General features: G+C 74.8%; 12 protein-coding genes. 9 read left to right on the top strand and 3 right to left on the bottom strand.

Features of this window, described 5'->3' with window-relative positions:
• The first annotated feature begins 60 nt into the window (after window positions 1-60).
• Window positions 61-609 (top strand): Uma2 family endonuclease, encoded by a 549-nt coding sequence (locus ACFZAU_RS13210; protein ID WP_500552208.1) that lies wholly within the window; start codon window positions 61-63, stop codon window positions 607-609.
• On the opposite strand, the gene ACFZAU_RS13205 is transcribed toward ACFZAU_RS13210, so the two are convergent.
• Together ACFZAU_RS13205 and ACFZAU_RS13200 are read right to left on the bottom strand one after the other, a co-directional pair.
• A complete protein-coding gene (locus ACFZAU_RS13205; protein WP_499598881.1) occupies window positions 593-1,423 on the bottom strand; it encodes a DUF3097 domain-containing protein in 831 nt (276 codons plus the stop codon). The genes ACFZAU_RS13210 and ACFZAU_RS13205 overlap by 17 nt on opposite strands.
• Before the next feature lie 30 nt (window positions 1,424-1,453).
• Window positions 1,454-2,188, bottom strand: coding sequence for an MBL fold metallo-hydrolase (locus tag ACFZAU_RS13200; RefSeq protein ID WP_500461589.1), 735 nt, complete (start codon window positions 2,186-2,188; stop codon window positions 1,454-1,456).
• A gap of 208 nt (window positions 2,189-2,396) precedes the next feature.
• On the opposite strand from ACFZAU_RS13200, the gene hrcA reads away from it, so the two are divergent.
• The 8 genes from hrcA to ACFZAU_RS13160 all read left to right on the top strand — a co-directional run bounded on the left by hrcA (window position 2,397) and on the right by ACFZAU_RS13160 (window position 12,524).
• Window positions 2,397-3,413 carry a heat-inducible transcriptional repressor HrcA gene (hrcA, locus tag ACFZAU_RS13195; protein ID WP_500552207.1) on the top strand — a complete coding sequence of 339 codons (1,017 nt, stop codon included), beginning with the start codon at window positions 2,397-2,399 and terminating at the stop codon, window positions 3,411-3,413.
• Window positions 3,413-4,552 (top strand): molecular chaperone DnaJ, encoded by a 1,140-nt coding sequence (gene dnaJ / locus ACFZAU_RS13190; protein WP_500552206.1) that lies wholly within the window; start codon window positions 3,413-3,415, stop codon window positions 4,550-4,552. Before hrcA ends, dnaJ begins: the two co-directional genes overlap by 1 nt.
• A 114-nt stretch (window positions 4,553-4,666) precedes the next feature.
• Complete coding sequence (locus ACFZAU_RS13185) at window positions 4,667-5,404, top strand: 16S rRNA (uracil(1498)-N(3))-methyltransferase (RefSeq protein WP_500552205.1); 738 nt, start codon at window positions 4,667-4,669, stop codon at window positions 5,402-5,404.
• Window positions 5,405-5,490: 86 nt separating this feature from the next.
• Window positions 5,491-8,763: a S41 family peptidase gene (locus ACFZAU_RS13180; RefSeq protein WP_500552204.1), complete on the top strand. Its 3,273-nt coding sequence runs from the start codon at window positions 5,491-5,493 to the stop codon at window positions 8,761-8,763.
• A 109-nt stretch (window positions 8,764-8,872) separates the two neighbouring features.
• A complete protein-coding gene (locus tag ACFZAU_RS13175; RefSeq protein ID WP_499598871.1) occupies window positions 8,873-9,232 on the top strand; it encodes a histidine triad nucleotide-binding protein in 360 nt (119 codons plus the stop codon).
• Between the two features lie 6 nt (window positions 9,233-9,238).
• Entirely contained in the window at window positions 9,239-10,153 is a 915-nt protein-coding gene (locus ACFZAU_RS13170) for a ribonuclease Z (protein ID WP_500552203.1), read from the top strand.
• A gap of 795 nt (window positions 10,154-10,948) precedes the next feature.
• A complete protein-coding gene (locus ACFZAU_RS13165; protein ID WP_500552202.1) occupies window positions 10,949-11,938 on the top strand; it encodes an adenosine deaminase in 990 nt (329 codons plus the stop codon).
• Between the two features lie 70 nt (window positions 11,939-12,008).
• Entirely contained in the window at window positions 12,009-12,524 is a 516-nt protein-coding gene (locus tag ACFZAU_RS13160) for a hypothetical protein (RefSeq protein ID WP_500552201.1), read from the top strand.
• An 87-nt stretch (window positions 12,525-12,611) separates the two neighbouring features.
• Here ACFZAU_RS13160 and ACFZAU_RS13155 read toward each other — a convergent pair whose 3' ends face one another.
• Window positions 12,612-13,559, bottom strand: coding sequence for an FHA domain-containing protein (locus ACFZAU_RS13155; RefSeq protein ID WP_500552200.1), 948 nt, complete (start codon window positions 13,557-13,559; stop codon window positions 12,612-12,614).
• Between the last annotated feature and the right edge of the window lie 116 nt (window positions 13,560-13,675).

Here is a 13,675-nt window from a genome sequence, read left to right as displayed (position 1 = left end):
TCACTCGCCGGAGTGAAGCACTGCACATACCGGTAGTGCCTCCTTACGCATGCTCGCCGAATGACCGACTTCTTCGAGAACCTCCAGGTTCCCGAGGGGGCCAAGGTCGAGCTCCTCAGAGGCGAAATCGTGATGACGTCCGGGCCGGACCTGGTCCACAACGACATCATCGACGCGATGACCGACCGGTTCCCCCGCACGCGCTGGAGGCGCTCGCAGACGCAGGACATCGCGATTCCGGAGGAGGCGAGCGAACCCCAGCTGGACCTCGTGATCCTCGAGCGCGGTGCGGGCCCCGCATCGGGGCGCCTGCTGCCGTCGGAGGCGGTCACCCTGGTCGCCGAGGTCCTCTCCCGGACCAGCGCCCACCGGGACCACGTCGTCAAGCGGTCGCTGTACGCCGCCGGGAAGGTCCCCGTCCACGTGTTCGTCGACCCCCTGGCCGCCAAGTGCGTCGTCCTCACCGAGCCCGCCGGCACGGGCGAGCAGGCCGACTACCGGGCCGAGCGGACCTGGAAGTTCGGGGAGTCGGTGCGGTTGCCCGTGGTCGGCGTCGTGCTGGACACGTCAAAGTTCGGGGTCCTGCCGGGGCTCACCCCGGGGCCGTGACGAAGTCGATCAGCTCCTCCACGCGGCCCAGCAGTTCCGGCTGCAGGTCCCGGTAGGAGCGGACGGCGCCCAGGATGCGCTGCCAGGCGGCGCCGGTGTTCTCGGGCCAGCCCAGGGCGCGGCACACGCCGGTCTTCCAGTCCTGGCCGCGGGGGACGGCCGGCCAGGCGGGGATGCCGAGGGAGGAGGGCTTCACGGCCTCCCAGACGTCGATGTAGGGGTGGCCGACGACCAGGACGTGCTCGCCGGTGACCTGCGCGGCGATGCGGGACTCCTTGCTGCCGGGCACGAGGTGGTCGACGAGCACGCCGAGGCGGGCGTCCGGGCCGGGCTCGAAGGAGGCGACGATGGCGGGGAGGTCGTCGACGCCGTCCAGGTACTCGACGACGACGCCCTCGACGCGGAGGTCGTCGCCCCAGACACGTTCGACCAGTTCCGCGTCGTGGCGGCCCTCGACGTAGATCCGGCCCGCCCGGGCGATCCGGGCCCGGGCGCCGGGGACGGCGATCGAGCCGGAGGCGGTCAGCCGCGGCCCGGCCGCGGGGGCGGCGGTGGAGGGCCGCACGAGGGTGACCACGCGGCCCTCCAGGAGGAAGCCGCGCGGGGCCATCGGGAACACGCGGTGCTTGCCGAAGCGGTCCTCGAGGGTGACCGTGGGGCCCTCGGCGGTCTTCTCGCAGCGCACGACCGCGCCGCAGAAGCCGGTGGACACCTCCTCCACCACCAGGTCGCGCTCGGCCGCGACCTCGGGCGCGGGGGTCGCGGGCCGTTTCCACGGCGGGGTGAGGTCGGGGTCGTAGCTGCGGCTGCGCATGCCAGGGATCGTATCCGCGCGGTGCGCGGCTCAAGCGGATCCGAACCGGGCGGCGAGCGCGTCCCGTTGGGCGCGGACGAAGCGGGCGTCGACGACGGCGCCGTGGCCCGGCACGTACAGCGCGGTCTCGCCGCCCAGCAGGAGCAGCCGGTCCAGGGCGGCGGGCCAGGCGTGCGGGGCGGCGTCGGGCCCGGCCTGGGGCTCGCCGGACTCCTCGACGAGGTCGCCGCAGAAGACCACGGGCGGCGTGCCCGGTACGACCACCACCAGGTCGTGCGTGGTGTGTCCCTCACCCGGGTGGACCAGCAGGACCTGCCGGTCGCCGCCGAGGTCGAGTTCGTACGAGCCGTCCACGAGCCGGCCGGGGCGCACGAGTGCCTCCACCGCCTGTGCGGACTCGGCCTCCGCGGCGCCGTGCCCGACGGCGTCCCGGCCCAGGGAGAAGCGCTCGCGGTCGAGGTAGGTGTCGAGGGTCATCTCGCCGAAGACCTCGGCGCCCTCGAAGGCGGCGGTGCCGAAGACGTGGTCGAAGTGGCCGTGGGTGAGTGCGATGTGCGTCACGTCCCGCCCGGTCAGTTCGCGGACCTCCCGGCGCAGTCCGGCGCCCTCGGGGACGGAGGAACCGGTGTCGACCAGCAGCACGCCTCCGTCGCCGACCACGACCCCGACGGTGACGTCGAGGAACGGCAGCCGCCGCCGCGCGACCCCCGGTGCGAGCTGTTCCCAGCCGCCGGGGGAGCCCGGCGGGGTCGGTGTGGTCTCCACAACGCGACGGTATCCCCGCGACCGGCCCGGCGCCCGCTACGGTGGCCGGTCAAGGACGTCCCGGGGCCGGACCCGTGGACGGGCCCTTGCCGAGGTCTTGCCACCCCGCCGTACACTGACTTGGGGAAAACTGGCACTCAGGGAAGAGGAGTGCCAGGCCACGGGGGCGACACGACCCGCACGGTGACCGAGCGACTGGAGGTGCGCGATGCTCAGTGAACGACGGCTGGAAGTACTGCGTGCCATCGTCCAGGACTACGTGGGCACCGAGGAGCCGGTCGGCTCGAAGGCGCTCACCGAACGGCACGCCCTCGGCGTGTCCCCGGCGACCGTCCGCAACGACATGGCCGTGCTGGAGGAGGAGGGCTACATCCAGCAGCCCCACACCAGCGCCGGCCGCGTGCCGACCGACAAGGGCTACCGGCTCTTCGTCGACCGGCTCACCAGCGTCAAGCCGCTCTCCGGCGCCGAGCGCCGGGCCATCGGGAACTTCCTGGACGGCGCCGTCGACCTCGACGACGTGGTGGCTCGTACGGTGCGGCTGCTGGCGCAGCTGACCCGGCAGGTCGCGATCGTCCAGTACCCGTCGCTCACCCGCTCGACGGTGCGCCACGTGGAGCTGCTCGCGCTCGCCCCGGCCCGGATCATGCTGGTGCTGATCACGGACACCGGACGGGTGGAGCAGCGGCTGGTGGACGTCCCCTCACCGGTCGGCGAGACCGTGCTGGCCGACCTGCGCGCCCGGCTGAACAGCCGGGTGGTGGGGCGCCGGTTCAGCGACGTCCCGCCGCTGGTGCAGGAACTCCCCGAGGGCTTCGAGCCCGACGAACGGCCCTCCGTCCAGGTGGTCCTCGCCACACTCCTGGAGACCCTGGTCGAGGAGACCGAGGAGCGGATCATGCTCGGCGGCACGGCCAACCTGACCCGCTTCGGGCACGACTTCCCGCTGACGATCCGCCCGGTGCTGGAGGCGCTCGAGGAGCAGGTGGTGCTCCTCAAGCTGCTGGGCGAGGCCAAGGACTCGGGCGTGACGGTGAGAATCGGTCACGAGAACTTCCATGAGGGCCTGAACTCCACATCGGTCGTCTCCGTCGGCTACGGTTCGGGCGACGAGGCGGTGGCGAAACTCGGCGTGGTCGGACCGACCCGCATGGACTACCCCGGAACGATGGGAGCGGTACGCGCAGTGGCACGTTACGTCGGACAGATCCTGGCGGAGTCGTAGTGGCCACGGACTATTACGCCGTGCTCGGCGTGCGCCGCGACGCAGGCCCGGACGAGATCAAGAAGGCCTTCCGCCGTCTCGCGCGAGAGCTGCACCCGGACGTCAATCCGGACCCGAAGACCCAGGAGCGGTTCAAGGAGATCAACGCCGCTTACGAGGTGCTCTCGGACCCGCAGAAGAAGCAGGTCTACGACCTCGGCGGCGACCCGCTGTCCGCCAACGGCGGCGGTGCCGGCGCGGGTGCGGGCTTCGGCCAGGGCTTCGGCAACTTCAGCGACATCATGGACGCCTTCTTCGGCACGGCGTCGCAGCGCGGCCCGCGCTCGCGCACCCGGCGCGGCCAGGACGCCATGATCCGGCTGGAGATCGAGCTGGACGAGGCGGCCTTCGGCACGACCAAGGACATCCAGGTCGACACGGCCGTGGTATGCAACACCTGCCACGGCGAGGGCGCAGCCCCGGGTACGACCGCGCAGACCTGTGACATGTGCCGCGGCCGCGGCGAGGTCTCGCAGGTCACGCGGTCCTTCCTCGGCCAGGTCATGACCTCCCGGCCGTGCCCGCAGTGCCAGGGCTTCGGCACCGTCGTGCCGACCCCGTGCCCGGAGTGCGCCGGCGACGGCCGGATCCGGTCGCGGCGCACGCTGACGGTCAAGATCCCGGCCGGTGTCGACAACGGCACCCGCATCCAGCTGGCGGGCGAGGGCGAGGTCGGCCCCGGCGGCGGCCCCGCCGGCGACCTGTACGTCGAGATCCGCGAGTTGCCGCACCCGATGTTCCAGCGGCGCGGCGACGACCTGCACTGCACCGTCACGATCCCGATGACGGCCGCGGCGCTGGGCACCAAGGTCCCGCTGGAGACCCTGGACGGGATGGAGGAGATCGACATCCGGCCCGGGACGCAGTCCGGCCAGTCGATCCCGCTCCACCAGCGCGGCATCACGCACCTGCGGGGCGGCGGCCGGGGCGACCTCATCGTGCACGTCGAGGTCCAGACCCCGGGCAAGCTCGACCCGGAGCAGGAGGAACTGCTGCGCCGCCTGGCGAAGCTGCGCGGCGAGGAGCGCCCCCTGGGGCAGTTCCAGCCGGGCCAGCAGGGGCTGTTCTCCCGCTTGAAGGACGCGTTCAACGGGCGCTGACCGCCCAGCGGCCCGCGGTCCGGGGTGTCGTCCACCCCGGACCGCGGGCCGTCGTCCGCCGTGGCACGATGGGCGCATGGCCGCCCTGACCCACCGCTTCCCGAGGACCGCCGCGTGACCGCACCCGTCTTCGTTGTCGAACCCGGCGTGCTGGACCGGGCCCGCATCACGCTCTCCGGCCCCGAGGGACGGCACGCGGTCTCCGTGCGCCGGCTGCGGGCCGGGGAGGAGATCGTGCTCACCGACGGCCTGGGACGCGGCGCGTATGGCACGGTGGCGGCCGTCGACGGCAAGGACACGCTCGAGGTCGCCGTCGCCGAGGTCCGCGAGGAGGCCCCGCCCCGCCCGCGGATCACGGTCGTCCAGGCGCTGCCCAAGGGCGACCGCGGTGAACTCGCCGTCGAGACCATGACCGAGGTCGGGGTGGACGCCGTCGTGCCGTGGGCCGCGGCGCGCTGCATCACCCAGTGGAAGGGCGAGCGCGGCGCCAAGTCGCTGGCCAAGTGGCGTTCCACCGCCCGTGAGGCCGCCAAGCAGGCCCGGCGGCTGCGGTTCCCCGAGGTCCCCGACCTGCTGACGACCCGGCAGCTCCTTGAGCTGCTGTCCGGCGCCGCGTTCGCCGCGGTCCTCCACGAGGAGGGCTCCGAGCCGCTCGCCACCGCCCCGTTGCCGCCCGAGGGCGACATCGTGCTCGTCGTGGGCCCCGAGGGCGGGGTGTCCCCCGAGGAGCTCGACGCCTTCGCCGCGGCCGGGGCCGAGCCGTACCGCCTCGGTGGGAGCGTGCTGCGCACCTCCACCGCCGGCGTCGCCGCGACGGCCCTCCTGCTGGGCCGCACCGGCCGCTGGGGCTGAGGCGGCCGCCGGGGCCGAACGCCCCTGGCGGGCAATGAGATCGAAAACCCCCGACCAGCGTGGCCCCGGGTGGTTAGTGTGACGACGTGACGCAGCAGCCTTCGCACCCCGCGTACCTCCGCTTCCCGCACCTGCACGGTGACCTGGTCACCTTCACCGCCGAGGACGACGTCTGGGCCGCCCCGCTGGACGGCACCGGCCGGGCCTGGCGGGTGAGCGCCGACAACATGCCCGTCAACCACCCGCGGTTCTCGCCCGACGGGACGCTCATCGCGTGGACCTCGACCCGGGACGGCGCACCCGAGGTGCACGTCGCGCCGGCCGACGGCGGGCCGTCGAAGCGGCTCACGTACTGGGGCAGCGGCCGCACCTCGGTGCGGGGCTGGACGCCCGGCGGCGACGTGCTGGCCATCAGCACCTACGGTCAGGCCTCGCTGCGCCGCAGTTGGGCGCGGGCGATCCCGGTCGACGGCGGTCCCGCCACGACGCTGCCGTACGGACCGGTCGGGGCCGTCGCCCACGGCCCGGACGGGGCCGTGCTGCTGCTGTCGGCCACCATGGGCCGCGAGGCGGCGGCCTGGAAACGCTACCGGGGCGGCACCGCGGGCAAGTTGTGGATCGACCGTACCGGCGACGGGGAGTTCGAGCGCGTCCACGCCGACCTGGACGGCAACCTGGAGTACCCGATGTGGGTGGGCGACCGGATCGCCTTCCTCTCCGACCACGAGGGCGTCGGCGCCCTCTACTCCAGCCTTCCCGACGGCGGCGACCTGCGCCGGCACACCGCCGTCGGGGACGGCGGCTTCTACGCGCGCCAGGCCGCCACCGACGGCACCCGCGTCGTCTGGACCAGCACCGGACGGCTGTTCCTGCTGGACGACCTCGACGGCGCGCAGGCCCGCCCGGTCGAGGTGCGCCTCGGCGGCCAGCGCGCCGACCTGCAGCCGCACCCGGTCCACGCGGCCCACCACCTCGGCGACGCACGGCCCGACCACACCGGCCGCGGCAGCGCGGTGGAGATCCGCGGCACCACGCACTGGGTCACCCACCGGGGCGGCCCGGCACGGGCGTTGTCCGCCGAGCCGGGGGTGCGCACACGGCTGCCGCGGGTGTTCGGCGGCGAGGGCGACCAGCAGGTCGTCTGGGTCACCGACGCCGAGGGCGAGGACGCGCTGGAGATCGCCCCCGCGGCGGGCACCGGCCCGGCCGCGCCCCGCCGGCTGGCCGCCGGGCGGCTCGGCCGGGTGCTGGCGATGACCGTCTCCCCGGACGGCCACCGGATCGCCGTCGCCTCGCACGACGGCCGGGTGCTGCTCGTCGAGGCCCAGACCGGCGAGGTCCGCACCGTCGTGGAGGGCGAGCACGGCCACGCCACCGGCCTCGCCTTCTCGCCCGACTCGGCCTGGCTCGCCTGGTCGCACGCCGGACCCGACCCGCTGCGCCGGCTCAAGCTGGCCTCGACCGCCGACCTCACCGTCGTCGACGCGACCCCGCTGCGCTTCCGGGACTCCTCGCCCGCCTTCACCGCCGACGGCAAGCACCTGGCGTTCCTCTCCGAGCGCTCCTTCGACCCGGCCTACGACGACCACGTCTTCGACATGGCCTTCCTCGGCGCCTGCCGCCCCCACCTGATCACCCTCGCCGCCACCACGCCCTCGCCCTTCGGCCCGCAGCGCCACGGGCGCCCGGTCGACTCCTCCGCCGAGGACAAGGACGGCGACGACCGCGCCCAGGACGACGGCAAGAAGGACTCCCGTACGGAGGACGGCGAGGACCGGCCCCGCACCCCCGTCACCAAGGTGGACGCCGAGGGCCTGGCCGACCGCATCGTGCCCTTCCCGGTCGAGGCGGCCCGCTACTCCACGCTGCGCGCGGCCAAGGACGGCGTCCTGTGGCTGCGGCACCCCGTGCGCGGGGTCCTGGGCGCGAGCCTGGCCTCGCCCGAGGCCGAGCCGCCGTCCACCGCGCTGGAGCGCTACGACCTCAAGCAGCTGCGCGTGGAGGACATCGCCGACGACGCCGACGACTTCGCCGTCAGCGGCGACGGCAACAAGGTCCTGGTGACGTCCGGTCACCGGCTGCGGGTGGCCTCGGCCGACCACCAGTCGGCCCCGTCCGACGACGAGACCGACAGCAACGTCACCGTCGACCTCTCCCGGGTCCGCGTCACCGTGGACCCGCAGGCCGAGTGGCGCCAGATGTACGACGAGTCGCACCGCCTGATGCGGGACAACTTCTGGCGCGCCGACATGGGCGGCGTCGACTGGGACGGCGTACGCGAGCGCTACCGGCCCGTCCTGGACCGGGTCGCCACCCACGACGACCTCGTCGACCTGCTCTGGGAGGTGGCCGGCGAGCTCGGCACCTCGCACGCCTACGTCATGCCGGCCGGCGGCCGTGGCGACGGGCTGCACCGCCAGGGCCTGCTGGGCGCGGACCTCGCCCGCGACGCCGACGGCGTGTGGCGCGTGCAGCGGGTGCTGCCCTCGGAGACCTCCGACCCGCTGGCCGGCTCCCCGCTGGCCGCGCCGGGCGTCGCGGTCCGGGCCGGCGACGCGATCCTCGCGGTCGACGGACGGCCCGTGGACCCGCTGACCGGCCCCGGCCCGCTGCTGATCGGCACCGTGCGCAAGCCGGTCGAGCTCACCGTCGGCCCGGCCGACGGCGGGGCGGCGCGCCACGTCGTCGTCGTGCCCATCGCGGACGAGGAGCCGCTGCGCTACCACGACTGGGTCGCCGGACGCCGGGCGTACGTGCGCGAGCTGTCCGGCGGCCGGCTGGGGTACCTGCACGTCCCCGACATGGTCGGCTCCGGCTGGGCCCAGCTCCACCGCGACCTGCGCGTGGAGGTCGTCCGGGAGGGACTGGTCGTGGACGTGCGGGAGAACCGCGGCGGCCACACCTCGCAACTGGTCGTGGAGAAGCTGGCGCGGCGCATCGTCGGCTGGGACCTGCCGCGCGGGCTGCCGGCCTTCAGCTACCCGCTGGACGCGCCGCGCGGGCCCGTCGTGGCCGTCGCCAACGAGTTCTCCGGCTCGGACGGCGACATCGTCAACGCGGCGATCAAGGCTCTGGGGATCGGGCCCGTGGTGGGCACCAGGACGTGGGGCGGCGTCATCGGCATCGACTCCCGCTACCACCTGGTCGACGGGACGCTGGTCACCCAGCCGAAGTACGCCACGTGGCTGGAGGGCGTGGGCTGGGACGTGGAGAACCACGGCGTCGACCCGGACGTCGAGGTCGTCCACACCCCGCAGGACCACGCCGCCGGGCGCGACCCGCAGCTCGACGAGGCCGTCCGCCTCGCCCTGGAGGCGCTGGAGGCCGACCCGGCGCGCACCGCGCCGCCGTTGCCGTAGCGGCGGGGCGCGGGGCCCGGCGCGACCCGGGCCCCGTGGCGGCGCGCCGCCGCGTGGGGCACCGGTAGCATGCGGGACGTACTGGTCAACCCCTGGACGGAGGCGTCAGGTGGCGGGAGAGCCGCAGGCGGACTGCCTGTTCTGCAAGATCGTCGCGGGGAGCGTCCCCGCGACCGTCGTGCGGGAGACCGCGACGACCGTCGCGTTCCGCGACATAAACCCCCAAGCGCCCACGCACGTCCTGGTCATTCCCAAGGCGCACTACCCGGACGCCGCCTCGCTGGCCGCCCAGGCGCCGCAGCTCGCCGCGGACGTGCTGCGGGAGGCGGGCGAGGTCGCCACCGAGGACAAGGTGGACGGCAGCGGCTACCGGATCGTCTTCAACACCGGCGCGGGAGCGGGCCAGACCGTCTTCCACGCGCACGCCCACGTGCTGGGCGGCCGTGGCCTCGAGTGGCCGCCCGGGTAACCGACGGTGTCCGCACGTGAATTGGTCGTGCTCGGCACGGCCAGCCAGGTCCCGACACGGCACCGCAACCACAACGGCTACTTCCTGCGCTGGGACGCCGAGGGCATCCTCTTCGACCCGGGGGAGGGCACGCAGCGCCAGATGCTGCGGGCCGGGGTGGCGGCGCACGACCTGACCAGGCTGTGCGTGACCCACTTCCACGGGGACCACAGCCTGGGCCTGGCCGGGGTGATCCAGCGGATCAACCTCGACCGGGTGCCGCACCCCGTCACGGCCCACTACCCCGAGTCCGGCCGCCGCTTCTTCGACCGGCTGCGGTACGCCACCGCCTACCGTGAGACCGTGCGGCTGCGCGAGGAACCGGTGGCCGGCGAGGCGGCCGTGCTGGTCGACTCCGACGCGTTCCGGCTGGAGGCGCGCCGGCTGTCGCACCCGGTGGAGGCCTACGGCTACCGGCTGGTGGAGCCCGACGGGCGCCGCATGCTGCGCGAGCGGCTCGCGGCGCACGGCGTCACCGGCCCCGCGGTGGGCCGGCTGCAGCGCGAGGGCGAGGTGGACGGGGTGACCCTCGCCGACGTGAGCGAGCCGCGCCCCGGGCAGCGCTTCGCCTTCGTGATGGACACCCGGCTCTGCGACGCGGTGTACGCCCTCGCCGACGGCTGCGACATGCTGGTCATCGAGTCGACCTTCCTGGACGAGGACGTCGCGCTCGCGGAGGAGCACGGGCACCTGACGGCAGGTCAGTCCGCCCGGGTGGCGGCGGAGTCCGGCGTCCGGCACCTGGTGCTCACGCACTTCTCGCAGCGCTACACCGACCCCGCGCAGTTCGAGCGCCAGGCGCGGGACGCGGGCTTCGACGGCGAGCTGACCGTCGCCCAGGACCTCGGCCGGGTCACGGTCCCGAAGCGCCGCCAGGACTGACTTCCGACCTCGAACTCCCCCTTCCCGGCGTTCTCTTCCGCGCCGGCGTGGGCGCGCCCGCCCGCGGCATCCGCGTTGCGGGGTGGCGGGGGTGGTGGTGGGGTGCGCGTCACGGTGACCGTGCCGGGGGATTTCCGGCGGAGCGGGGGACCTTCAGGACCCGGCTTGCGGGGAGCCGTTGAGGCGCCGCTCCGCCCGCCCGGGGTCTCCGGAGGGACTTCTGGCGGAGCGGGGGATCTTCGGGGCCCGCCTTCCGGGCGGTCGTTGAGGCGCCGGGCCGCCGTGCGCCGCGCCGGCGTGGGCGCGCTCGCCGGGGCATCAGCGTTGCGGGGTAACGGGGGTGGTGTGCGCGTCACCGTGACCGTGCCGGGTGACTTCCGGCAAAGTTGGTGGGCCTTCAAGGCCCGCCTTCCGGCGAGCCGTTGGGGCGCCGCTCCGCCCGCCCGGGGTATCCGCCTTGCGGGGTGGCAGGGGTGGGTCACCGTGCCGCGGCTGGAGACTCCCGGCGGCCGTTGAGCCGCCGCTCCGGCGTGCGCCGCGCCGCCTGGCCCTCACGGGGTCCTCTTCCGCGCCGCCGTGGGCGCGCCCGCCCGGGGTATTCGCGTTGTGGGGTGGCGGTGCTGGGGGTGGGGTGCGCGTCACCGTGCCGCGGCGGGACACTCCCGGCGCCAGTCGAGGCGCCGCTCCGCCCGACCGGGGATCCGCGTTGCGCGGTGGCCGTGCCGGGGGATGATCCGCCGCAGCGCTCCGGGCGGGCGGAGCCGTCCGTATGCCTCTGACCTGTACGGTTGCCGGGTGAGCATTCCGAAGGCCGAACTGCACCTGCACATCGAGGGCACCCTCGAACCCGAACTCGCCTTCGCCCTGGCCGAGCGCAACGGGGTCGACCTGCCGTACGCCTCGGCCGAGGAGCTGCGGCAGGCGTACTCCTTCAGCGACCTGCAGTCCTTCCTGGACCTGTACTACGCGCTCATGGCGGTGCTCCGCACCGAGCAGGACTTCACCGACCTCGCCGACGCCTACCTGACCCGCGCCGCCTCGCAGGGCGTGCGGCACGCCGAGGTCTTCTTCGACCCGCAGGCCCACACCGCGCGCGGCGTCCCGCTCGGCACGGTGGTGGAGGGCCTGGCGAATGCGCTGGACCGCGCCCCGGAGCGGCACGGCGTCAGCACGCGGCTGATCATGTGCTTCCTACGGGACGAGTCCGCCGAGTCCGCGCTGGAGACCTTCGAGGCGGCCCGGCCGCACCTGCACCGGATCAGCGCCGTCGGCCTGGACTCCGCCGAGGTCGGCCACCCGCCGTCGAAGTTCCGCGCGGTGTACGAGGCGGCCGCGGCGGCGGGCCTGCGCCGGGTCGCGCACGCGGGCGAGGAGGGCCCGCCGGAGTACGTGCGGGAGGCGCTGGACGTGCTCGGGGTCGACCGGATCGACCACGGCATCCGCAGCATGGAGGACCCGGACCTGGTGGCCCGGCTGGTCCGCGACCAGGTGCCGTTGACCGTCTGCCCGCTGTCCAACGTGCGGCTGCGCTGCGTGGACACCCTCGCCGACTACCCGCTGCCCGCCATGCTCGACGCGGGGCTGCTGGTCACCCTGAACTCGGACGACCCCGCCTACTTCGGCGGCTACGCGGGCGACACCTTCGACGCCGTGGCCGGCGCGCTCCCGCTCGGCGAGGACGACCTGCGCAAGCTCGCCCGCAACTCCTTCCTGGCCGCCTTCCTCGACGACGAGGAGGAGTTGCGGGCCCGGTACCTCGCCGAGGTGGACGCCCACACGTTCTGAGTGCGGCCGCGCGCCCCGTCTGAGTACGCGCACTCATGCGGGCCGTGCCGCACGGGCGGAGCATGGAGGCATGCGAAAGCACCTGATACGGACCGCGGCGGCCGCCGCGCTAATCGTGACCGCGCCCGTCGCCACCTGGGGGCTCATGGGCCGGCAGGACGCCGCGGGCTTCGAGCCCTCCGAACTGGACTACATGGTCCGGCCCTTCGGCATCCCGGAAGGCGCGGAGACCGCGATCGGCGCGGCCGCGGCCGTGCTGGCCACCGCCGCGGCGGTGCTGCTGGGCCGGGCCTCCCGCCCCGGGCCCGACCGTTTCGACGGCCGGTGGTGGGCGGTGATAGGGCCGTTGGCCGCGGCCGGGGTGCTGACCGGGGCGATCTGGCGGACGGTGACGGCCGGGGTCATCGGCGCCAACATCGGGGCGGGGCTGGCGATCCTGCTGGGCGGGCCCGTCGTCGCCGGGCTGGTCCTGTGGTCCCTGGGCCGGGGCCTGTGGCTGGCCCGTTCGCACCGCCGCGGCCCGCGCCCGCCGCGCGGGGGGACCGGCACCGCGGGCTGGCGGCGCGCCGCCGGCCAGGGCGCGTAGGACGCCGGGCCGGGAGCCCGGACGGTGCGTGGGCGTGACCGCCCCTCAGATCGCCTGCCGTACCCCGGTGTCGGGCCCGGCGCCGGCTCAGTGGCGGTGCCGGCCGGGGCGCCGCCGTCCCGGCGCGGCGCTCCTCCCGCGCGCGTGCCGGGACAGGGCCGCGCCGCCCGCGCAGAGCACGGCGCCCGCCGCGAACGCGGTGAAGCCCAGCGGTGCCTTCGGCACCCCCCACAGGGTCTCCGTGAAGGGGTCCGGCGGGGCCTGCGCGCTGCCCGCGCCGCCCAGCAGGCTGAGGATCAGGGACACCCACAGGGCGAACCCTGCCAGCGCCACCAGTACCCCCGCGGCCATGAGCACCCGCCCCGGTCCCGGCACCCGGAACAGCCCGGTCCAGGCATCCTCGGCGGCTCCGGGGTCCGCCTCGGGCACCTCGTCGCCGCCCCCGTAGCGCCGGCGCCCGGCGAGGTACTGCGCGCGCCCCGACGGGTGCCGGTGGGTGCGGCCCGGCCCGGACGGGGCGCGGGTGTCCCCGAGGTCGTGCAGGACGGTCAGCGGCGGGGGAGCGCCGCCCGCGAGCTCCCCGGGCTCCGCGACCTCCCCGGGCTCCGCGGCCTCCGCGACCTCCCCGGCCTCCCCCGCCTCCCTGCCCTCCCCGGCCTCCGCCTCCTCACCGGTGTCCACGGGACCGACCGGCTCCCCGGGGTCCGCCAGCCCCTGCCGGGCCGACTCCACCGACAGCCGCAGTTCGACGTGGCCGATGCGCAGCAGGTCCCCGTCGTGGAGGGGCCGCGGGGCGTCGAGCAGGGCCCCGTTGAGGTAGGTGCCGTTGGTCGAGCCGAGGTCGCTGAGCACGACGTGGCTGCCGGCGCGGTTCATCGCGGCGTGCCGCCGGCTCACGCCCTCCTCGTCCAGCCGGATCCCGCTGCCGGCGAGCCTGCCGATCTCCGAGTAGCCGGCCGGCACGGGGTAGGCGCGTCCGGAGTCGGGCCCCGTGGTCACGATCAGTTGTGGCGGTGCGGCCGAGTGTCCGGGCATCTCCAGCCCCTGGGGGTCATCCGCTTTCCCTCAGCATCCGTCCGCGTCCCCGCGCGGACAAACGCTGGTCACGGCCCCGGGCGCGCGTACGATCGGTCGGAACGACACCAGGTCGG

The sequence above is a fragment of the Streptomyces sp. NPDC008238 genome (assembly GCF_042956445.1).
Lineage (GTDB): Bacteria > Actinomycetota > Actinomycetes > Streptomycetales > Streptomycetaceae > Actinacidiphila.
The sequence above is the reverse complement of the archived record's forward strand: the minus strand, read 5'-3'. Positions and strand labels throughout refer to the sequence as shown.